This is a genomic window from Luteimonas abyssi, from assembly GCF_001482195.1.
Classification (GTDB): Bacteria; Pseudomonadota; Gammaproteobacteria; order Xanthomonadales; family Xanthomonadaceae; genus Luteimonas; species Luteimonas abyssi.
In genome coordinates, this window is the sequence record NZ_KQ759763.1 from 3099110 (window position 1) to 3120092 (window position 20983).

Annotated in this window: 17 protein-coding genes and 1 pseudogene; 1 reads left to right on the forward strand and 17 read right to left on the reverse strand. The window is 67.7% G+C overall.

The window, feature by feature from the left end:
• Positions 1 to 55 precede the first annotated feature (55 nt).
• Entirely contained in the window at positions 56 to 1126 is a 1071-nt protein-coding gene (locus tag RG19_RS13435) for an alpha/beta hydrolase (protein WP_058835709.1), read from the forward strand.
• 104 nt (positions 1127 to 1230) lie between these two features.
• Here the strand turns inward: RG19_RS13435 and RG19_RS13440 are convergent, their stop codons facing one another.
• From RG19_RS13440 to RG19_RS13525, 17 genes and pseudogenes are all read right to left on the reverse strand, one after another.
• Positions 1231 to 1800, reverse strand: a complete 570-nt coding sequence (locus tag RG19_RS13440; protein WP_157515271.1) for a hypothetical protein — start codon at positions 1798 to 1800, stop codon at positions 1231 to 1233.
• 178 nt (positions 1801 to 1978) lie between these two features.
• Positions 1979 to 2887, reverse strand: a complete 909-nt coding sequence (gene rarD / locus RG19_RS13445) for an EamA family transporter RarD (RefSeq protein WP_058835711.1) — start codon at positions 2885 to 2887, stop codon at positions 1979 to 1981.
• Positions 2884 to 3789: a drug/metabolite exporter YedA gene (gene yedA / locus RG19_RS13450; protein WP_058835712.1), complete on the reverse strand. Its 906-nt coding sequence runs from the start codon at positions 3787 to 3789 to the stop codon at positions 2884 to 2886. Before yedA ends, rarD begins: the two co-directional genes overlap by 4 nt.
• A 454-nt stretch (positions 3790 to 4243) precedes the next feature.
• A complete protein-coding gene (locus RG19_RS13455; RefSeq protein ID WP_058835713.1) occupies positions 4244 to 6430 on the reverse strand; it encodes a carboxy terminal-processing peptidase in 2187 nt (728 codons plus the stop codon).
• Between the two features lie 414 nt (positions 6431 to 6844).
• Entirely contained in the window at positions 6845 to 7852 is a 1008-nt protein-coding gene (gene lipA, locus RG19_RS13460; protein WP_058835714.1) for a lipoyl synthase, read from the reverse strand.
• Between the two features lie 42 nt (positions 7853 to 7894).
• Positions 7895 to 8587 carry a lipoyl(octanoyl) transferase LipB gene (lipB, locus tag RG19_RS13465; protein WP_058835715.1) on the reverse strand — a complete coding sequence of 231 codons (693 nt, stop codon included), beginning with the start codon at positions 8585 to 8587 and terminating at the stop codon, positions 7895 to 7897.
• Positions 8588 to 8744: 157 nt separating this feature from the next.
• The gene (locus tag RG19_RS13470; RefSeq protein ID WP_157515272.1) at positions 8745 to 9311 is read right to left on the reverse strand and encodes a hypothetical protein; all 567 of its coding nucleotides are present in this window, start codon (positions 9309 to 9311) and stop codon (positions 8745 to 8747) included.
• Positions 9312 to 9579: 268 nt separating this feature from the next.
• Entirely contained in the window at positions 9580 to 9858 is a 279-nt protein-coding gene (locus RG19_RS13475) for a DUF493 family protein (RefSeq protein WP_058835717.1), read from the reverse strand.
• Between the two features lie 125 nt (positions 9859 to 9983).
• Complete coding sequence (locus tag RG19_RS13480) at positions 9984 to 10904, reverse strand: T6SS immunity protein Tli4 family protein (RefSeq protein WP_058835718.1); 921 nt, start codon at positions 10902 to 10904, stop codon at positions 9984 to 9986.
• 198 nt (positions 10905 to 11102) lie between these two features.
• Positions 11103 to 12092 (reverse strand): T6SS immunity protein Tli4 family protein, encoded by a 990-nt coding sequence (locus RG19_RS13485; RefSeq protein ID WP_162267080.1) that lies wholly within the window; start codon positions 12090 to 12092, stop codon positions 11103 to 11105.
• 118 nt (positions 12093 to 12210) lie between these two features.
• Complete coding sequence (locus tag RG19_RS17680; protein WP_157515274.1) at positions 12211 to 13152, reverse strand: T6SS immunity protein Tli4 family protein; 942 nt, start codon at positions 13150 to 13152, stop codon at positions 12211 to 12213.
• A gap of 101 nt (positions 13153 to 13253) precedes the next feature.
• Positions 13254 to 13687: pseudogene (locus RG19_RS13500) on the reverse strand (phage baseplate assembly protein V); the annotation flags it as partial.
• Complete coding sequence (locus RG19_RS13505; RefSeq protein ID WP_058835723.1) at positions 13680 to 15089, reverse strand: T6SS phospholipase effector Tle1-like catalytic domain-containing protein; 1410 nt, start codon at positions 15087 to 15089, stop codon at positions 13680 to 13682. The pseudogene RG19_RS13500 and the gene RG19_RS13505, both read right to left, overlap by 8 nt.
• Positions 15086 to 15619, reverse strand: coding sequence for a hypothetical protein (locus RG19_RS17685; protein WP_162267081.1), 534 nt, complete (start codon positions 15617 to 15619; stop codon positions 15086 to 15088). The genes RG19_RS13505 and RG19_RS17685 overlap by 4 nt, the downstream gene beginning before the upstream one ends.
• Positions 15620 to 15678: 59 nt before the next feature.
• Positions 15679 to 16611 (reverse strand): DUF4123 domain-containing protein, encoded by a 933-nt coding sequence (locus tag RG19_RS13515; RefSeq protein ID WP_082672674.1) that lies wholly within the window; start codon positions 16609 to 16611, stop codon positions 15679 to 15681.
• Between the two features lies 1 nt (position 16612).
• A complete protein-coding gene (locus RG19_RS13520; RefSeq protein WP_058835725.1) occupies positions 16613 to 19522 on the reverse strand; it encodes a type VI secretion system Vgr family protein in 2910 nt (969 codons plus the stop codon).
• Between the two features lie 214 nt (positions 19523 to 19736).
• The gene (locus RG19_RS13525; protein ID WP_058835726.1) at positions 19737 to 20966 is read right to left on the reverse strand and encodes a D-alanyl-D-alanine carboxypeptidase family protein; all 1230 of its coding nucleotides are present in this window, start codon (positions 20964 to 20966) and stop codon (positions 19737 to 19739) included.
• Between the last annotated feature and the right edge of the window lie 17 nt (positions 20967 to 20983).

A 20983-nucleotide genomic window follows, 5' to 3' on the forward strand; every position in this document is an offset into this window, starting at 1 on the left:
GCGACCGCGCATGGCGGCTGGCTAGTCTGCGCGGCCCGGTTCACCGCCTCCGCCGATGTCGCGTCTCGCCGTCCCGTTCGCTGCCTGCCTCTGCCTGCTCGCCGCCGGCTTCAGTTCCTGGCCGGGCGTGGTCGCGTCGCTGTCGTCGCATTTGGTCGCGCCGTCCGGCAGCTCGCCACTGCTGCCCCGTGAGCGCATCGAGGACGCTCATGCCCGGCTGACCGGGCGCAGCGGCTTCGTCGAGACGCGCGGCGGCGTCGCCGTGTTCTGGCGGGCCCTGGACCCCGGCGACTACGGGCTGCGCTACGACTGGAACGCCACCAACACGGCAGGTGTCACGGACACCCTGGACTTCGCGCTGGATTTCTCGTCGCCCGCGACGACGGCGGGGCGCCCGCGCGGCACCGTCGTCCTGCTGCACGGCTGGATGATGGATGGCGGCTCGCTGCTGCCGTGGTCGCTGCAGCTGGCCGAAGCCGGTTACCGCACGATCGCCATCGACCTGCGCAACCACGGCCGCTCGGGCACGGCGCCGGCCGGCTACGGCACCCGTGAGGCGGACGATCTCGTCGACGTCGTTGCCCGACTGCGGAGCGACGGTGAGATCGTCGGCCCGCTGCACCTGTTCGGCGTGTCCTACGGCGCGGCCACCGCACTGTTCGCGGCCGCCGATCCGGCGCTGGGCGTCGACCGCGTGGTCGCGCTGGAATCGTTCGACAACGCCGGCGAGGCGATCCGCGACATGGTGCCGCACATGCTCGAACACGAGCCGGGCGGCTGGCACGACCGTCTCGTACAGCGTTGGCTGCGCTGGCGGGTGGATGCTGCCGTCATCGATGCCGCGGTGGCACGGGCCGGCGAAACCCTGCACCTGTCGCTCGACACGGTGACCGTGGCCGACGCGCTCGCGCGCACAGACGCCTGCGTGCTGTTGGTACACGGCGATGCCGACCGGCACGTGCCGGTCGCGCACGGCCGCGCCTTGGCGGCGGCCGCGCCGCAGGCGCGCTATCTCGAGCTGGCCAGCGAGAATCACCTCAGCCTGCCGATGCGCCTGGATCGCCTGGGCCCGACGGTCGTCGACTGGTTCGGCGCCGCGGACTGCCCGGCGGCTGGTTCAGCGTGAACGCATCAGCCTCCCTGGCCGGGGCCCTCACCGGACGCCGAACCTCACCCTCGCATCGCGCGAGGCCGACATCCGTCGGCCTCGCGCGTCACCGCTTGCGGCTGTCAGGGGCAGATGATCGGCATTTCCGGAAGGAACACGCCACCATCGTGGCCGCCACCCGGTTCACCTCCGCAGCCACCGCCGCCCGCCGAACCCCACGAGGACGATGCCGAGCCGTAGACATAGCCGTCGTAGATGGCTTCGACAGCCAGCGACGCGACACCGGCATCGGTATCGATCGTCGTGACGTCGTCGAGCACGACCTCGTAGCCATCGGCGCCGGGATGACCGGCCAGCCAGTAGTTGACGGCCCCCGGATCGGAGACCAGCGCCATGCCGTCGATGACGTTGTAGCCGAATTGCCCGACGCCGATCGTCTGTCCGCCCTGCAACAGGGTGACGGTGACCGTGCCATTCCCGTCGACGACGACCGCGTTCGTCGCGCTGAGATCGATCGCGAGCATCGACGCGTCGATCGCACTCTTCCACGAGATGGTCATCTCCACGTAGACCCGGCTCGAACTGACACCGTTACTTGAGGTCGTACGCTCCGTCCCCACCTTTCCGGATCCTTCACATCCGGTCATCAACGCACACGCCAGTACAGCTGATGCGATCGCAGTGATTTTCATCAGGCTATCCTTGCTTAATGTCGAGTGAACCCCCTGCGAGGCGCAGCATACGCGGCTTTAGCCCTCCCGCATCGGCGAAGGCACGGATCGAGGTTCGACTCGCCCATTTCGCGACTCATGTCACATCAGGCGCGCCTCCATGGGCACATCGGACGCCTCTCACCGGCAAAAGATGGATTCACGCCTGCTGCGCGACCACCCGCCGACGTGTCCGCAGATAGCCGTCGGCGGCGAACACCACCAGGCCGACCCAGATGAAGATGAAGCCGACGGCGCGGTCCACACCGAACGCCTCGCCGAAGAAGAACACGCCCAACAGCAACTGCAACGTCGGCCCGATGTACTGCAGCAGGCCGACCACCGACAGCGGCACCCGCCGCACCGCGTAGGCGAAGCAGATCAGCGGAATCGCGGTCAACGCACCGCCCATGACCAGCAGCACATCGGTCCACCCGCCCCAGCGCAGCGAGAAGAACCCGCCGCCGCCCTGCCACTCGATCCAGACCAGCGCCAACACCGCCGGTCCGAACACGAACAGGTTCTCCACCCCGAGCCCCTGCACCGCCTCGACCGCGGCGAACTTGCGGATCACGCCGTAGATCGCGAACGAAGCGGCCAGACACAGCGCGATCCACGGGAAGCTGCCGTAATTGAACGTCAGCCACAGCACACCGACAGCGGCGAGCGCGACGGACACCCATTGCGGCCACGACAGGCGTTCGCGCAGGAACAGCACGCCGATGACCACGTTGAGCAAGGGATTGATGAAGTAGCCGAGGCTGGCCTCGACCACGTGTCCGCTGTTGACCGCCCAGACGTAGAGGCTCCAGTTGCCGGCGATCAACACCCCCGAGACACCGAGCATGCCGGCCAGCCGCGGCTGCGCGACCACTTCGCGCAGCCAGCCGCGACCGCGGCGCAGGGTCAGCCACGCCGCCACCAGAATCGCGCACCAGACCGCACGATGCAGCACGATCTGCATCGCCGGCACATGCCGCAGCAGGTACCAGTAAAGCGGCATCAGCCCCCAGATCGTGAAGGCCGCGATCGCGATCCACAGCGCGCGCCGGTCGGGGATGCCGCTCATGCCGGCTTCGCCGGACGGGCGCGCGCCAGGGTGATCGCGACCACGCCGACCAGAATCACCGCCATCGCGCCCAGGTCGTGCGCACTGAAGCGTTCCGACGCCAGGCCCGCGCCGAGCATGACCGCGATCACCGGGTTGACGTAGGCATAGCTGCCCGCCAAGGTCGGTCGCACGTGGTGCAACAACCAGATGTAGGCGGTGAACGCGACGATCGAACCGAAGCTCGACAGGTACGCGACCGAGAGCGTGCCGTGCAGGCTGGGCAGACCGTCGAAGCGTTCACCGAGCACGCCTCCGGCCAGCAGCATCGCGCCGCCCCCGCACAGCATCTGCGCTGCGGCGGTCATGAACGGCGACGGCAGGTCGCGGCCGCGGCTCCACACCGATCCGAACGCCCACGCCAGCGGTGCGACCAGCAGCGCCACCAGCCCGGTCGGCGTCGCGGTCAGCGAACTGCCGGCATTGAGCCAGAGCACACCGACGAAGCCGATGCCCAGCCCGACCCATTCCAGCCGGTGCGGCCGTTGTCCGCGCATCGCCGAGAACAAGCCGATCCACAACGGCGCCGACGCGACCGCGACGGCGGCCAGCCCCGAGGACACCGACTGCTCGGCGATGCACACCAGTCCATTGCCGAACCCGAGCAGCAATACCCCCATGAACGCCACGTTCCTCCATTGCACCGACGTGGGCGCCGGCACGCCGCGCCAGCGCAGGACCGCGTAAAGCAGGCTGCCGGCGATCGTGAACCGGATCCCCGCCATCAGCAAAGGCGGATAGCCGCCCTCGAGCGCGAACTTGATCCCGAGATAGGTGGAACCCCAGATCACATAGACCAGGGCCAGGGCGAACAGCACGGCGAGCGGGGAAACCTCGCGCGGCACGAGCGGCGGGGCACTCATGGACGGCATCCGGAAGGGGGGACGAAGCGATCGCGGCGGGTGGGGCCACCGCCGCGATATGGTACGCCGTGAGCATGCCTGCGCGCGTGCGGCGCCGGCATGTCCCGGAGATCACAACGTCCTTGCCGGCACAGGACGCATGGCCCGCGCGACCCGCGCGCCGTCGAGGTCGAGACGGCCATCCCGTCGTGGAAACAGCGACGCCCGCATCCGCGCCATCGGACTACGAACGCGAGACCGCGCTCGAGACGGGACGATTCCGGAGGACATCGGCTTGGTATGGCGGCGGCATCGGAAGCCACCCCGCGGGCCTCGGCGCGGACGCAGCGGCCCACCGCATCGGCGCACGGCCCGGAACGTTCCGACCACCGTCACCCCACGGAGCAAGGCCGAAACGCATGCCGCCGCCTTGCGGCGGCGGCGTCCAGCGCGGAGGCGACCGGGTCGCGCCCGGTCAGCGCGCCCAGCTATTGGGCCGCGTCGACTGCGGCAACACCTGGGCGTTGAGCTGATCGTCCTCGCCCAGCAGGCGCATCGCGTCGCCGAGGATCGCCGCGGATTCGCGCAGCAGCGGGTCGGGACGCTCTTCGGCCGCCTTCTCGCGCGCGGTATCCAACGCGATGTCGCGCTCGCTGGCCTGCAGGCCGTCGTCGTTGTCCTCGGCCAACGGGTCGAGCGGCAGTCCGAGCGCCCTGCGCTGGTCCTGTCGATCGCGACGCTTCTGCTCCTGGCGCTCGCGCTCGGCACGGCGCTCGGCCTCGTTGAGCACGACGTACTTCTTCTCGCGCTCGGCACGGAACTCCTCGACATCCTCCACCCACCAGCGGAACTCGGGATCCTGCTGGATGCGGGTTTCGTGCAGCGCGTCGAGGCGCGGCAACAGCGACGAGAAATCACCGTACTGGGTGTGCGGGACCGCGGCGATGCGGGTCCACGGCAGGGCATTGTCGTTGGTGCTTTCGCCGAATTCGCTGGCATCCACCGTCACCGGGAACTTGATGTCCGGCACCACGCCGCGGTTCTGGGTGCTGCTGCCACCGGGCAGGAAGAACTGCGCCACCGTCAGCTTCACCGAGCCGAAGCGCTTCTGCTCGTTGCCCGGCCAGCGGTCGAGATCGACCAGGTTCTGCACGGTGCCCTTGCCGAAGGTGGTCTCGCCGATCACCAGGCCGCGGCCATAGTCCTGGATGGCACCGGCGACGATCTCCGATGCCGAAGCCGAACCGCGGTTGATCAGCACGGCCAGTGGGCCGTCCCAGGCCACGCCCGGATTGCGGTCGGCTTCCACGCTGACGCGGCCACCCGATTCGCGCACCTGCACGACCGGACCGGAATCGATGAACAGACCGGTCAGCTCGACCGCCTCGTTGAGCGAGCCGCCACCGTTGTTGCGCAGGTCCAGCACCACGCCGTCGACGTTCTCGCCCTTGAAGCCCTCGAGCAGACGGGCGACATCGCGGGTCGCGGAGGTGTAATCCCCGTTCCGGCTGCGACGCCCCTGGAAGTCCTGATAGAAGGCCGGCAGCTTGATCACACCGATGCGATGGTCGACATCGCCATCGACGCCGGGAATGTCGATCACCTCGGACTTGGCCGCCTGCTCTTCCAGACGCACGCGCGCGCGGGTGATCACGATCTGCACCGGTTCGCTGTCGAGCCCGGCCTCGGCAGGCACGACTTCGAGGCGGACCTGGCTATCGGCCGGGCCCTTGATCTTCTCGACCACATCGTCGATGCGCCAGCCGACCACATCCTCGATCTCGCCATCGGTCCCCTGGCCGACGCCGACGATGCGGTCGCCCACCCGGAACTTGCCGCTGATCGCTGCGGGGCCGCCCGCGATCAGCTCGCGGATCACCACCACGTCGTCCTGCCGCTGCAGCTGCGCGCCGATACCTTCCAGCGACAGCGACATGCTCTGGTTGAACAGTTGCGTGCTGCGCGGGTTGAAGTAACTGGTATGCGGGTCGATGGACGCGGCGTAGGCATTGAGGAAGGTCTGGAACGCGTCCTCGCCGTTGAGCTGGGCGATGTTGGTGCCCAGATTGCGATAGCGCCGATCCAGGGTCTCGCGGATCTGCCCGGGTTCGCGACCGGCCAGCTGCAGACGCAACCAATCGTTGCGGACCGACTGCTGCCAGACCGAATCCAGCTCGGCCGCGTCCGCCGCCCAGACCGCCTTCTTGCGGTCGTACTCCCAGCGGTCGTCGCCGGTGAAATCGAAGATGTCCTGTGTGAGCAGACTGCGCGCATAGGCGGCGCGTTCCTCGACACGTTCCTTGTAGAGCGCGAACATCGCGAAGGCGGGCTCCATCTGGCCCTGTCGCACCGCGTTGCCCAGTGCCTTGGTGTTGGGCTCGAAACGCGCCACATCCTCGGCGGTGAAGAACATCTTGCTGCCGTCCAGCGCCTCCAGATAGCGCCGCAGCATGTCCTGCTCCATCGCGCCGTCCAGCGCGCGCGGCCGGTACGCATAGCGACTGTCCGAAAGCAGGCCGTGCACCAGCTGCGCGGTACGCACCTGGTCGGTATTGGGACCGGCCGGGATGGCGGTATCGGTATCGGCCCGCGCCATCAGCGCGAGTGGCACCGACAGCGCGACGGCGATCACGGTGGCGGACAGCAGACGGTTTGCTTTCATGCGGGGGCTCGTTCCTGGTCACGCGCGCCGGTTCGTCCGATACGATCCGGATTGCCAATGTGTGGACAACGATAGACGCATTCCAGTGCCGAAAGTTGCATGGCAGCGCCGGAAACGCGCGAATTCCACTCTAACCGCGCAGGGTTCGGACGAGGTGAACGCGACTTGGCCCGACGCGGACCGCGTTCGGGTGGCACTCAGGCTGGAAGCGGGCTCGGCGCCACGACGCGTCGACCGCCGACGCGTGGTCTACGGCCACGTTTCAGGCTGCCCGAAGAAACCTCGGCGACGCGTGCATCACGGTCGAGGCCGCCCGCGCCGGCTGCCCGCATCGCCTGCCGACCCCGGCGGACCCGCGCCGGCGAGCGACGCGGCTGGGACGCCGGATATCGGGGATACCGGCCCTTTCGACCCTCAGGCCGCGACGCCGGCCTCCATCGCCTGGCGGTCGGCGTGATACGAGGAGCGCACCAGCGGACCGGAGGCGACATGGCTGAAACCGAGTTCCATGCCAAACACTTCCAGCGCCTTGAACTCCTCGGGCGTCCAGTAACGCAGCACCGGGTGGTGATGCGCGGACGGCTGCAGGTACTGGCCGATGGTGACCATGTCGACGTCGTGCGCGCGCAGGTCGCGCAGGGTGCCCTGCACCTGCTCCAGGGTCTCGCCCAGGCCGAGCATGATGCCGGACTTGGTGGAGACGTTCGGGTGTTGCGCCTTGAACTTCTGCAGCAAGGTCAGCGACCACTGGTAATCGGCACCCGGCCGCACGTTGCGGTACAGCTCCGGGACGGTTTCGACGTTGTGGTTGAACACGTCCGGCGGATTCTGCGCCAGGATCTCCAGCGCCCGCTCCATGCGGCCCTTGCCGCGGAAGTCGGGCGTGAGGATCTCGATGCGGGTCGACGGCGTGCGGGCGCGGATCGCGGCGATGCAGTCGACGAAATGCTGGGCGCCACCGTCGCGCAGGTCGTCGCGGTCGACGCTGGTCACCACCACGTACTTCAGGCCCATGTCGGCCACCGTGGTGGCGAGGCTGAAGGGCTCGCTCGGGTCCGGCGGCTTCGGTCGGCCATGGGCGACGTCGCAGAACGAGCAGCGCCGGGTGCAGACCTCGCCCAGGATCATGAAGGTGGCGGTGCCGTGGCCGAAGCACTCGTGGATGTTCGGGCAGCTGGCTTCCTCGCACACGGTGACCAGGCGGTTCTCGCGCAGCTTCGACTTCAGCGCGGCGACGGCACCGTTGGACGGAATGCGCACCCGGATCCACGACGGCTTGCGCAGCACCGGCGCATCGGCGAACTGCACCGGCGAGCGGGCGATCTTGTCGCCGGCGAGCTGCTTGTTGCCGGGCTGCAGGCCGGCGTCGCCGGTCGGCGACAGGACCTGCAACGGAATGGAGCGGTCGGCGGATTGAGTCATTTCCGTGGCATCGCGAAATGGGGGGAGGGGAGCGTGGGCAGGTCAGGCGGCCTGCGAAAGATCCGGCAGCGCGGCATCGGGCTGCAACCGGAGGCCGAACTCGGCGGCCAACGCATCCAGCAGCACCGGTTTGACGGCCTCCATGCCGGACGGACCACCCAAGTCTAGCACCGAGGTCACCTGCAGCCCCTGGTAGCCGCAGGGGTTGATGCGGCCAAACGGCGCCAGATCCATCGCCACGTTGAACGCCAGGCCGTGGAACGTACAGCCTCGGCGCACCCGGATGCCCAGCGCCGCGACCTTGGCCCCGGCGACGTAGACACCGGGCGCGCCGGCGCGCCGCTCGGCGCCGATGTTCCACTCGGCCAAGGTGTCGATCACCGCCTGCTCGATGCGCTCGACGTAATCGCGCACCCCGATCTTCAGCCGGCGCAGGTCCAGCAGCGGATAGACCACGATCTGGCCCGGGCCGTGATACGTCACCTGCCCGCCCCGATCCACCTGCAGGACCGGAATCTCGCCCGGCATCAGCACGTGCTCCGCCTTGCCGGCCTGGCCCAGGGTGAACACCGGATCGTGCTCGACCACCCACACTTCGTCCGGCGTGTCCGCCGTGCGCGTGTCGGTGAAGCGCTGCATCGCGCGCCAGACCGGTTCGTAGGACTGGCGGCCGAGATCGCGGAGGCGGGCGTCGAGAGTGGGCAACGGCGGAGACTTGGCGGCAGAGGCCGCCATTATCTCCCCCAGCCCTCGGCCAGGGGGAGCCCACGGCCGCAACAGCGTATTCCGCGCACTTGCCCGCGATCTCGCGCTGCCCGCGTGGAACGTCTCATCGCCCACACGACGCGGCGATCGAACGCGGCGATCGCCATGGCGCTCCGTGAGGACGCGATCAGCCCCCTTCGGCCACGCTCACGAGTACCCCGTCGCGGAACGACAAGCGCAGCGATGACGTCCCCGGCACCCCCGTGGCGGCTTCCTCGCCGAGCCCCGCACGATCGGCCAGGCGCTCCGCGCCGGACACCCGCTGGTTGGCGCGGCTGACACCGAAGGCCGCCGAGGTGCGTTGCTGGGTGATCCGATTGCCTGCCTCGCCCCCGACGGCCGCTCCCACATCGCTGGCCACTCCGAGCGCACTGCTGGCCGCCTGCCGCAGGCCGCCCAGCATGCTGCGCCGCGCGGGCGCGGCGCTGGCTGCCGCCGAGTAATACCAACTCTCGTAGTGAATCGGCCGGTTGTCGGCCGACAGTTCGGAGCTGCGCTCGACCCGCCGTTGCTCGGCCCCCAGCAACGCTTCGGCATCGACCGATGTCGTCACCCCGACCTGGAGCCTGTCGCCCCAGCAGGCCGCGTTCTGCCAGCACACCCCACTCTGCGCGAACGCTGCCACCGGCACCAACGCCAGACCCAGCGCCATCGCACGCACCGCTCCCCGTGAAGACACGAACGTCCCGTTCATCCCCTGATCCCTTCTGGTGGTTTCCGTCGACGAGCCTCCCCAGGCCGTCGCTCCTCGCACAGAGTGCCCCTTCGGGGCGGCAAGTCAAGCGCGCGGAGCGCACGTCTCTTACGCGCCGATGATGCCGCCCCTCGATCGGCGCACCGCGACCCGGCCGCCGGTGACGGCGTCCCCACGCATGGCGGCCATCGCGCAATCAACGGCCCCGTCTGCCTCGAGGCCCGCTGTTTCCAGGCGTACGACCGCCCGGACCACGTGACCGCTCAGATCACAGGGTCCACTTGATCTCGGGGTGCTCGCGCAGCGCGGCGTGCGCGGTCTCGTACTCCTCGCGCGAGTTCGCGCGGAAGCTCAGGCGCACGGACACGTACCGGCCGCCGGTGGATTCGCGCCAGCTGATGGTTTCCTCCAGCACCGTCAGGCCGGCGGCCTGCAGCAGCTTCGGGATCTCCGCCTCCAGACCGGCGTTGGCCGGCCCCATCGCGGTGATCTCGAACGCGCCGGGAAACTGGAAGCCGTGGTCGGGGTTGTCTGATTTGATTTCCATCGGCCGATTGTGGGTCCGGCGGAGGCGGTTTCCAAGATGTCCCGGTATCCCTGCAACCCGTGCACCTCGGCATCGGGACGACCGGTTGCCGGCCTGCACGGAAGATCGACGGCCGCCTGCACCGGCTAGCGCTTGCGGAGCGTCGGCAGGATCTGGTCCCACAGCGCGACCGCTGTGCCATCGTCCATCGCGCCGCTCTCGCCCACCGAAAGGCTCACCAGAAGCTTCGGGTGCACTGATGTCGGTGTCTTGGTCGTGGTCTCGGCGTAGAAGGCCTGTATCCGCGTGCCGTCCTCGACGAAGGCGCCGAGCCATTCTTCGCCGTCGTCGCCCGCGAGCGGCCGCGCACCGGCCCTGAGCCGTTGCGGGCGGACGCCCAGCCCTTCCAGGTTCGCCTCGCCGCGCACGAGGAGCGAAGGTTCCTCGGCGGCTTCGGCGAACGTGTTGATGTCCATCCGCAACGCCGCCGACGCGTCCAGCGTGCGCCCGGCATAGCCGATCTCGGCCTCTTCGTAATCGCTGGCGAGATCGAAGGCCACGCGGCCGATGCAGAAGACGGATGCCGGCGCGGTGCCGGGGTCGATCTCGCGCACCGACGCCAGGGCGGCCAGAAGCCGCGCCCGCACGGCGTCCCGGGCGTCCGGCGCGTACGCGGTCTGCGACAGCACCACCGACGAGGTGGGCAGCGCGCCGTGCACCTCCATGCGGATCGCATCGGTGGTGTCGACGCTGGCGTACGACTGGATCAGCGCCATGCCGTCGCCGACCGTCTCGCGCGACACGAACATCGAGCCGTCGTGTGCGAAATGCTCGCGCGCCTTCAGCTCGCCCTCGCGCTGCAGGACGCCGGCCTCGAAGGCGCTTCGCTCCCTGTCGTCCACCACGACCGCGTCGATCTTCACGAAGTTCTCGTCGCGCCCGAAATAGAACGTGGCGTCGCCGCCGGCATCGAGCGACTTCTGCTGGCGCGTCCAGCCGACGGGCACGTCGAGCGTGTACGGCCCGACACAGACGCTGCGCTTCTCGATCTCCAGGCCGTCGGCCATCGCGTGTTCTCTGCCGCCTTTCCCATCGGCACAGCCCATCAACAGCAGTCCCGCGCAGAGGGCCAAGATGCAGGATCGAATCGCAGCCACACTACACACCCGAACTCGGTACAGCGGCCGCACCGGATGCCGTGACGGCGACGCGGATCCGCCAAGAGCCATCCCGATCCTGGTGCACTGAATCAGGCGGCATCGACTTCAGCGAGCCTTGATGGACTGCACCATCTCGTCCCAAAGGGCGATCGCCTGATCGTCACTCAGCGACGACGCCATGCGCGCCTGGCCTGTCGTCGGCGGCATGGTGGGGCGCCGGTAGGGGGGCAAACCTGCATCGGGCTGTGAGGAAGGAACACCACCGGTCCTCAGTTCGACCTGCAAGGCGGGACTCCGCAATCCCGGCGAAGCCGGATACGACTCGGCCACGAAGAGATGCTCGACCTGCCCGTCGACCTGCTCCCGGCCCAACCACTGCTCGGCGGGCGCGCCGCCGAACTCAAAAGCCCCCTTTCGCAGGACAACCGGGCGCAGTCCGAGCCCGGAGAAATTGCCGTCCAGACGTTGCACGACGCGGGCAGCCGCCTCATCACGCTTGAACGTTTCCGATTCGATGGCGAGCACCACATCGCGATGCGCGAGGTTTCCGGCCCGATACGAAAACTTGGCCGACTCGTAGTCGTCTACCGGGTCGAGCACTAGTCCCCCCAGACAAAAATCTCCCCCGATAGGACCCGCAGCAGGCGAGATGGCCCGCGCGCCCGCTGCCAGCTGCTTCAGCCTGGCCTCGACCGACGCCCACTCCCCCTTGAACGAATCTGCTTTCAGGAAAAGATGCTTGCCTGAAACGAGTCGATGGACTTCATGCACGTGCGACCGATCGGACACATCGCTTCTGTGATAACGGAGCAGAAGCGTGTTCGATTCGATCTCCTCCTGCGCCAGCAACATCGAACCGCCGGTCTTTTCGTTCGATTCGGCGGAAATGTCTGCGGCTCTGGATGCGACACTGGCGACGAATCGCTCGTACGCCGCATCACTGTCGACGACTTGAGCCTCGACCGTCTCGAAGTCTGTGTCGTGCCTGTAATAGAAGGTGACCGATGAACCGGAGTGCCGAAAGCGGAAGCTCTCCGGCATCGAGATCTCGTGTCGCCCGAAGCATTCGGTGCGCATGGGTTCGATAGGCGCCATGGGTAATTCACGGCTCCTTTCGCCGCATGCGGCAGTTGCCAACGTGAACACGAGCAGCGACGCGCTGCAACATCCTCTTATCACGATGTCCGTGCTCCAGCCGCGATCAACCTGCGCCTCAGTAGGCGCCAGGCCGTTCCTTGATCGAGGCCAACAGCGCATCCCAAAGGGCGGTCAACTGCTCTTCATCGGGAGGTGGAGTGTAGTCGTCGACGTGCTCGTCGGCCCCAGCTTCAAGAGACGCCGACAACGCCATCGGGAAACGACCGTCCGGCCTGGACTGCGACGTCCAGACAAAGCCGTATTTCACCTTCCCGTCCGAGGTTTCCACGCGATAGGCCCCCTCCTCCCCGGAAAGCCCCATCACACTCTTTTGCTCACGCCTCAGCACCTTGAAATCGCGGATCGAATCCTCCCCGGAACTCCGCATGCGCTCGCGATACTGCTGTTCCTGCTCGGAAAGCGAGGCGAATGCTCCTTCTGCAGCAGAGCTTTCCGGATTGGAGGCGTGATTCTCAACAACCCCCAAAGAAAGTGAAACTCCGCGCAAGGCGAACGATTCGATACTCAGCCCGGCCATGATGCGCCCACCTCGGGGATCGGCCACAGCGTGATCGATGCAGAATCCTGGACCTTCCGCAGACTCTCCATCGTCGACCCGCCTAAGCTCGGGGAGACTCGCGACAAGTGTCGTTGCGACATCTTCGAACGCTTCGCGCTCGTATTTGAGTGTTTCGATCTCGTATGCATTGCCACCTTTCCAGGCATAGCCGGCCACTTTGTGCCCGACGCCATCCAGGTGGTTCCGGCGAACAAACAGGACATGCCACCCTTCAGCGGGACGCTGAACATTGGAAAGTAGAGTGCCTTCGGTCTTGTGGGGCAACTGTCGGTAGCGAGCTTCCTCCCGACTGACATAGGCATCGTACGCTGCACGTTCTTCGATATCGAGCCTGCGGAATCTGACATCCGTCTCTTGAGTCCAACGTAATCTCGCTGGCGCGGGCGCATCCACAAGAAGGCGTCCGATGCAAAGCGTCTGGGTCGGCACGGGACTCATGAGCTGCTTCTCTGGTTCTCCGGCATCATTGCATGCCGTTATGGCCAACATAACTATCAGGCCGAGTATCGAACGCGATTTCATTCAACGCACGACAGCGACAGGTTTAATTCGACCTCGGCGGTCTGGCCGCCGGGTGTGGCCGGCACGCCGGCACGCCGTCCTCGCCGCGGTCGTTGTACAGCGCGCCGACCACGAACGGCCGGTCGATATCGCCGTCCAGGAACGCCACCAGCACCTCCTGCCCGATCCGCGACAGGAATTGGAATTGGCTGCCCACCCCCGGCCCGGCGTAGCGCTGGGCCACACGCAGCCAGCAACTCGCCTTCGCGGTGTCGCCGGCGCCGTCCATGAAATGAAACTTCATCCGGATCCGGCCCAGCCGGTCGCAGTGGACCTCGCCGCGGCCGGTCGCGGTGGTGCCGCCGGCCACGTCGACGAAGATCGCGCTTTGGGCGCCTGGCGCGGTCGGACGCGGGTTCAAACGTGCGCCGGTGTCGTCGGCCATCGGAACACCCAAGCCAGCCTCATGCACGAGGCGCATGCATCTCTCGCAGTTCGTAGTAGTCCGCAACGGTCACATCCGCCTGCAACGTGCCACCGGTCATCGAGAAGTGTTCGAATGAGTCATGGACATAGGTCTCGAAGAAATCCTCCACGGCCGCAGGTACGACGTCGCGCACGGGCGGGGCATTCCTTGCGCCGCGTCCGGCAGGCGTACGGGCCAGCGAGCGATACAGGTGCGCCATAGTTCGGAACTGGCCGCTTCCGGCCGCGGGACGGTTCCGGCGACCTCCTGGCAATGCTTCGCGCTTGGCGTTGGCGTCCTCCAGCGCGAGTCCCGCGTCAATCCATGCCCAGTACAGCGTCATGTGGGCTTCGAGGACCGCACGAAGCAGACCCGCCTGCGTGATGACGTGCGTCATGTAAGCGCTCAGAGCTTGCCTGACAGCAGCGGGCACATCGAAGGAAAGAGAGAAGATACGGGACCAATCCGGCGACTGTCGCATTTCATTCACAGATAGCATCTTCAACCCCGCACCCCGGGCGTGGTCCAGCATCTGTAGCAGCGCCACCCGTGCGAGCTGGTTGCTCCGGCCCTGAACACCATCCGCATAGCCGCCCCCTGTATCGGCGTGCGCCCCGGGATAGACGACCTGGGTGTAACGGTCGGTGCCCAACACGGTGACCGGAAACGCCCGCCGCAGCTCATGCGCCGCCACGATGTGCAGGCAACGCTGGACGTAAGTCGGCACGCTGGTCTTGACCAGGTGCGGCTGCCTGTTCGTTCCGGCGCCGCCCATCGACTCCACCGTGTCGAACAGCCCCAAGAATTTCACGTTCAACGGAATCCCGTCGTAGCGCAGCATACTGCCCTCGCGTGTCACCTTGCTGTGCTGCGCCAGCCAGTTAACGAATGCGCGTGCCGATGTCGCGCCGCGGGAGAATCCGAATGCTGCGATGTTGATCTCGTCCACACGGGTGAGACCCTTCTGACGCTCAACGGCCATCTGGAACTCGAAGATCGCCTTTTCCAACCGGATGTCGAGCCCTGTCCCGAAACCCTGACGAACAGTACTTTCGCCCTCGCGGTACCCGTTACGTTCCTGAAGTCCGACACGGGGCACAAACACTTTCTCGTGGCGATCTTCAAACTCGAATGTAGTACCAACACCCTCGTAATAGAAGCGAATGACCCCTGCTTCAGGCGCGTCGAGGTGGGCGTCGAACAGAGCGGCAACATTGCTGTGATCACGCGGAAAATCGCGCCCCCGATGGTTGTTGGTGCCATCGAAGAAGAAGCTCAGCCACAAGGGCACCCGACAATTGATGCAAGCCGGACCTCCCGAGGACGATTGCGTTTTTTCCCGCGCACGCGCCACCATGTTCTCCACCGCGCGCACACGCGGCCCGATCACGTTGTCGTCCCCACTCATTCCGGCACCTCCATGTACTCCGTGTAGGTATTTCTAGCAAAGTTGAAGACCCAGTCGGGAGTATCCACCTCCTTTTCAATCCCCAATTCCTCCAGACGCGCGTCCATCAGGTCTTTGCGCGGTGCATTCTCCGCACCAAGCGTCGTCTCGATCACAACCTTACGCCCAGGCAGTACGTGAACGATCACCGTGCTGGCCCCTTTCGGCCACGGCTGTTCGACGCTTGCCTTCAACATGTAAGCATCACCTTCCGGCGGCGTGATCTCAACTGGCAGTATTTCTGCGTAGGCATTGAGCTCTACGCAACATGTGCGCCCGCCGCCTGAAACGCCGCCGGGCTCTACTGCTTTGAGTCCCGAACCCACTAGCCCCCCGTCAACACGAACGAATGTCAGGTGATCTTCGGAGTAGTTGTACGTGATCGCCGTCAGCCCACCGACCTCACGTTCCGGCGGTCCCGCACCTCCGGAGCACCCGGATGCCACAAAAATCGAGGCGCTCACCAGCAGAGCCTTGCTCCATGAACTCATGGGCTTTGTTCTTTTCCTGGAGTGACTGATCACCGCACCTTCCATTACGTCGTCCCGGCTCAATGCGCCCCGGCATCCGGCGCATCCACATCGAGCAGTTCATCCATTTCCCGCCAGCGCTCGACGGGCACGTCATCGATGGCATCACCGAACCCGATGCCGCGCGTTCGCGCCTCGTGCAACGCGTCGGCGACCGGCCCACTCCGGTCGAAGCCTGCGGGCAACTGCAGGCTGAGTACACAGTACAACGCGATATCGTCCTCCCGCCTCAGGCCACGTTCCCGCGCCTGCAGCATGCGTACCCGGATCAGATGGACTTGCTCGCATTTGGTCATGCCCGACAACAGCGTGCTGTCGGTTTCGTTGGCCTGATGGATGATCGTCAGCGGGACGAGCGCTTCGCCCAAGGCATCGATCTGCGACTGGTCCAGACGCAGCGCGGGAGTCAACGACCTGAATGCGTCTGCATCCGGCGCATCCAAGCGGGTCGCGTGGCCACACAGGTCCACCAATAGCCAGCGATGCAGCGGCCCCAGCAACGCGCGTTGCTGGGCAGCGGACAACAGCGGTGCCAGCGTGCTGAGCACCACCACATCCTGAAACCGGAACAATAGATTGCCGCCGCCGGGCTGCGGCATGCGGATCAGCCCGGCGAGATGTTCCTCTGGACTCCTGCCATCAGGGGTAAAGACGAGAAAGCTCGCCGCCTGCCGTTCCAGCACCTCGCCGAGCAACTGGCCCCAGGCCGGATCGTCCGGATGCCCTGCCCAGAGTCGTGGGCCAAGCTCGCGGATGGACTTGGCGTACTTCGCGTAGAGGTTCGGAAGCGCATCGAACGCTTCTTGCGTCAGACCCAAGGCTTGCGCGCAGGCGTCGGGGCTCGAGTAGCGCGATGGATCAACGAGTGCGATGCATCGTGAGGATGCATCGCATGCTTCGTCGAGCCATGCCCGGAGCGATTCGGCATCGTTCAGCGCGTCGTGGTTCGACATCTCAATCGACCCGGATAAAAGCGCTGTTGGTGCTTGCGGCTGATTGCATACAGGGCGCATTGAGGCTGCTTTGCGGCCAAGCCACGAAGCTCCTGTTCAACGTGGTCGGCCCGATGAAACTCTTCTTCGCGGCATGGACCTTGATCGTGCCCGGACACGCCAAGGTGATGTTGCCGCCCTCGATGGTCAGGCTGGCCCCGCCCGCGGTGGCGAGGTGGATGGTCCTGCCGGCCGCGAGGTCCACCTCCGCGTTCGCGCTGACCACCTTCAGCGCGTCCTTGCTGCGAATTCTTATCTCGTGGTTCTGCGCCTGCAGGTCCAGCTCGCCTTCGCCGGCCACCACGCTCAGGGCGTTGTCTTCGGTCTGACCTTCCACCGCCGCGGCCAGCAGGCCGATCGCCTGGCCGGCATGCACGCGGAGGTCGCCGGCCACGCCCAGGTGGCTGGCCGCGCCGCTGGCCAGGGTCAGGGTCTCGCCCGTGCTCCAGGTCAGCGATTGGCCGGCGATCAGGCCGATGCCGGCCGGCGCCGCCAGGCCCAGCAGCGCGTCGCCGGTGTGCGGCACCCGACCCTCGCCGGCCGCCGGGCTGCGCTCGGCCGCGGCGCCTTGCGCCTCGTCCCAGGTCGCGCCCGGCACCGTCGTCTTCGCGCTGGTGCGCAGGGCCGCCAGCGGCGCTTCTTCGCCGATGAGGTTGGATTGGCGGGGCTCGGTGGCCCCTTCGTGGCCGGCCAGCTTCACCGTCTGGTGGGTGCCGGCCGCCTGCGAGAAGGTCTCGCCGAGCTTGGCCAGCTGGTCGAGCAAGGCCGTCGGGGCGACGGCGTCGCCGGCCGGCGTGCTGCCGTCGCGGCCGTAGGCGGACAGCCACAGGCCGCGCTCGGCGCGCACCGCGCCCCAGGCGTCGGTGCGCAGTTCGAAGCCTTCGCCGCGGAAGCTGCCGCGGTAGTTGTCGGCCTGGTGGATCAGGTGACCCAGGTTGAGCTGGCTCGCGGCCTGGGTGGTCGCCAGCTGCAGGCGCAACTGGCCGTCCGAGTCGTCGAACACCAGCCGGGTGTGGCCGCTGCCGCCCCACTCCTTGGATTGCACGCCCCACAGGGCGGCGGCGTTGCGGTGGGCGTCGTCGCCGGCACCGGCGCCGTGCCACGGCGGGGCATGGCCACCGGCCAGGTTGGCCTGCGCGCTCGGGCGGTGGTCGCCGGCCTGGCCGTAGGCGCTGGTGTCGGCCTCCGCGCTCTGCCCGCCCGGCGTGGCCGGCACGCCGGCTTCGCCGCGGCCGTTGTACAGCGCACCGACCACCACCGGCCGGTCGATGTCGCCGTCCAGGAACGCCACCAGCACTTCCTGACCGATCCGCGGCAGGAACTGGCTGCCCACGCCGGGGCCGGCGTAGCGCTGGGCCACGCGCAACCAGCACGACGCCTTCGCGGTGTCGCCACCGGCGCCGTCCATGAAATGGAACTTCACCCGGATCCGGCCCAGGCGGTCGCAATGGACCTCCCCACGGCCGTTGGGCGAGGTGCCGCCGTCGCCATCGACCACGAGCGCGCTCTGGTAGCCGGGGGCGGTCGGGCGCGGGTTGAAGCGCACGCCGGTGTCGTCGGCCAGCACCGGCCGCCACGGGCGGGCGCGGCTCACGGCTTCGAAGCGGGCGGCGTAGCCCACGGATTCGGCGCGCTGTTGCAGGGCTTCGGACAGGGCCGCCTCCGTGGGGCCTGTGCCCGATCCGTCGGTCCAGACGCTGCCGGTGGCGTGATCGAGGCCTGATGCCGGGCCGTCGTCCGGCAGGCCGCCGTCGAGCAGGTCGGCGGCCGGGCCGAGGTGCTCGTCGATCTGTGCGCGCAGGTCGGTGGGCAGGTTGTTCACCCCCAACTGGCGGACGCGGGTGATCAGCAGTGCCTCCGGCGCGCCGTCGGCCGGGCCCGGGGCCTGGGTCAGCCGGAACCAGGTGCCGGCGCGCAGGGTGCGCGCGGTCGCTTCGCCCTGCCAGCCGTCGCGGCGGGCTTCCTCGGCCTGCGCCATCAACCCGGCGTAGCGCTCGGCCTCGGCGGCATCGGCGAAGGCGTAGGCACCCACCGGATCGTAGGCGGCCAGGGACACGTCGTGCTCCGCGCCTTCCAGCGGCAGGTCCACGCCCAGGGCCTGGGCGCGCTTGTAGTCGTGGCTGAGCAGGGTCAGGCGGTCGCTGCCCAACTGGCGGCGGCGGCCGATCGACAACACGCTGTCTTCCGATTCGGTGGCGTCGCTGCGGTGGAAGCGGATCCCGCCGTGGGCGCTCGAGGCCGGGTCCTCCGGCGCCTGCGCGCTGTCGGCGAACAGCACCAGCGCATGGCCGCCCGCGGCGTCCTCGTCCTCTTCCAGCCGCCAGCCCAGGCCTTCTTCGGCCAGCAGCCGGGCCACGAAATCGGCGTCGCTCTCGCGGTACTGCACGCAATAGCTGCGCGGCCGGGTCTCGCTGACGAAGCCGGCGACCTCGTCGCCCAGCCGCCACTGCGCCAACGGCGCGTAGCCGGCGAACACCGCCTCGACGATCTCGATCACCGTCTTGTCCTGGAACACCCGGCTGTGCCGGCCCTGGCCCAGCAGCCAGCTCCACGGCACCACGGTCAGGCGGTAGCGCGCCAGGCCGCCGTCGGCCCCGAGCAGCACCGCTTCGCGGACCACGCCGCTGCGGCGGACGTCGCCGCCGTCGGCCCGGCGCGTGCGCAACGTCGCCGGCTGGCCCAGCCAGTCCGCCAGCGGCAGGCCGGCGTCGGTCGAGAGCACGTCGATGCGCCATTCGAAGCCCGACGACAGCCCCTCCTCCCCCGCCCAGCGCTCCACCAGCAACGGCGTGGCCGCGGGCAGCTCCAGGCGGTGCAGCCGGGTCGCATCGTCGATGCGGGCGAGGCTGGCGAGTGTGCGGATGGCGTCCATGCAGTGGGGTCCCGAGGGCGGGCGTCCTGCCCTCTCAGCCAGGCATCATGCCACCAGCCGGGGCCGGATCAAAGCGAGGCGCCCCGCAAGCGGAGCCCCCCGCGATCGGCAGATCATCGATCGAGGCCGGGAAGACGTTGTCGGCAGCCGAGCGGCGCACGGCGGTCGCGCCGATCGGCCGGTCGAGAGCGCCGCGCCTCGGCCGGAACGTGCCTCAGTCGGCGTTCCACCACATCAGCAGTTCGTGCCACAGGCGCTTGAAGAACCCGGCCTGCTCGATCGCGTCCAGCGCGACCAGCGGCCGTTCGGCGATGACCTCACCGTCCAGGGTCACCTTGACCACGCCGATCGCCTCGCCCTGCTCGACCGGCGCCACCAGCGTGGTCGGGACATCCATGGTCGGGGTGAGCTGTTCGTAGCGGCCACGCGGCACGGTGACGCGCAGCGGTTCGGCCAGACCCAGGCGCAGCTCGTTCTCGCGGCCCTTCCAGATGCGCTGGGTCGTGATCGGCTGGTTGGCTTCGTACAGGGTGTGGCCTTCGAAGAAACGGAAGCCCCAATTGAGCAACGCCAGCGAATCGGTGGCGCGCTGCTCTTCGCCGGTCGAGCCCATGACCACGGCGATCAGGCGCTGGTCGCCGCGCTTGGCCGAGGACATCAGGCAGTAACCGGCACCGGAGTGGTGCCCGGTCTTGATGCCGTCCACGCTGTCGTCGCGCCACAACAGCCGGTTGCGGTTGCGCTGCGTGATGTTGTTGACGGTCATCTCGCGGATGCTGTTGTGCGCGTACTCCTCCGGGTAGTCGCGGATCATCGCGCGCCCGAGCAGCGCGAGATCGCGCGCGGTGGAGTGGTGGTTCGGCTCCGACAGGCCGTGCGAATTGACGAAGTGGCTGTTGCTCATGCCGATGCGCTCGGCGTAGGCGTTCATCAGCGCCGAGAACGAATCCTCGCTGCCGGCCACATGCTCGGCCAGCGCGATCGCGGCATCGTTGCCCGACTGCACCGCCATGCCCTTTTCCATGTCCAGCAGCGAGGCGGTCTGGTTGACCGGGAAACCGCTGTAGCTGCCGTCGGTGCGGGCCCCGCCCTTGCGCCAGGCGTTCTCGGTCATCATCACCTGGTCGTCGACCGAGACCTTGCCGGCGGCGAGTTCGGCGGCCACCACGTAGCTGGTCATGACCTTGGTGATGCTGGCGGGCTCGACCTGCTGGTCGACGTTTTCACCGGCGAGGATCTGCCCGGTGTCGTAATCCATCAGCAACCAGGCGGTGCCGACGATCGACGGCGGCGGCGGTGTCGGCGCGGCCTCTGCAGGCGCAGCGGGTGCCGGCGCGGGCGCGGGCGTCTGCGCGATGGCCAGCCCCAGGGCGGACACGGCGAACGCAGCGGCGAACACGACGGACAGACGGAAACGGGGCGTGCGGGGCGAAATCGACTTCATGGACGGCACAAACTCCT

Excerpts from the sequence above, each read along its gene's own strand:
- lipB (WP_058835715.1), bottom strand. The coding sequence starts at position 8,587 with ATGGCGGCCTCTGCCGCCAAGTCTCCGCCGTTGCCCACTCTCGACGCC.
- RG19_RS13485 (WP_162267080.1), bottom strand. The coding sequence starts at position 12,092 with ATGGCGCCTATCGAACCCATGCGCACCGAATGCTTCGGGCGACACGAG.
- RG19_RS13455 (WP_058835713.1), bottom strand. The coding sequence starts at position 6,430 with ATGAAAGCAAACCGTCTGCTGTCCGCCACCGTGATCGCCGTCGCGCTG.
- RG19_RS13520 (WP_058835725.1), bottom strand. The coding sequence starts at position 19,522 with ATGGACGCCATCCGCACACTCGCCAGCCTCGCCCGCATCGACGATGCG.
- RG19_RS13505 (WP_058835723.1), bottom strand. The coding sequence starts at position 15,089 with ATGAGTGGGGACGACAACGTGATCGGGCCGCGTGTGCGCGCGGTGGAG.
- RG19_RS13475 (WP_058835717.1), bottom strand. The coding sequence starts at position 9,858 with ATGGAAATCAAATCAGACAACCCCGACCACGGCTTCCAGTTTCCCGGC.
- rarD (WP_058835711.1), bottom strand. The coding sequence starts at position 2,887 with ATGAGCGGCATCCCCGACCGGCGCGCGCTGTGGATCGCGATCGCGGCC.
- RG19_RS13480 (WP_058835718.1), bottom strand. The coding sequence starts at position 10,904 with ATGGCCGACGGCCTGGAGATCGAGAAGCGCAGCGTCTGTGTCGGGCCG.
- RG19_RS13515 (WP_082672674.1), bottom strand. The coding sequence starts at position 16,611 with ATGTCGAACCACGACGCGCTGAACGATGCCGAATCGCTCCGGGCATGG.
- RG19_RS13525 (WP_058835726.1), bottom strand. The coding sequence starts at position 20,966 with ATGAAGTCGATTTCGCCCCGCACGCCCCGTTTCCGTCTGTCCGTCGTG.
- RG19_RS13470 (WP_157515272.1), bottom strand. The coding sequence starts at position 9,311 with ATGAACGGGACGTTCGTGTCTTCACGGGGAGCGGTGCGTGCGATGGCG.
- RG19_RS17685 (WP_162267081.1), bottom strand. The coding sequence starts at position 15,619 with ATGAGTTCATGGAGCAAGGCTCTGCTGGTGAGCGCCTCGATTTTTGTG.
- RG19_RS13435 (WP_058835709.1), top strand. The coding sequence starts at position 56 with ATGTCGCGTCTCGCCGTCCCGTTCGCTGCCTGCCTCTGCCTGCTCGCC.
- yedA (WP_058835712.1), bottom strand. The coding sequence starts at position 3,789 with ATGAGTGCCCCGCCGCTCGTGCCGCGCGAGGTTTCCCCGCTCGCCGTG.
- RG19_RS17680 (WP_157515274.1), bottom strand. The coding sequence starts at position 13,152 with ATGAGTCCCGTGCCGACCCAGACGCTTTGCATCGGACGCCTTCTTGTG.
- lipA (WP_058835714.1), bottom strand. The coding sequence starts at position 7,852 with ATGACTCAATCCGCCGACCGCTCCATTCCGTTGCAGGTCCTGTCGCCG.
- RG19_RS13440 (WP_157515271.1), bottom strand. The coding sequence starts at position 1,800 with ATGAAAATCACTGCGATCGCATCAGCTGTACTGGCGTGTGCGTTGATG.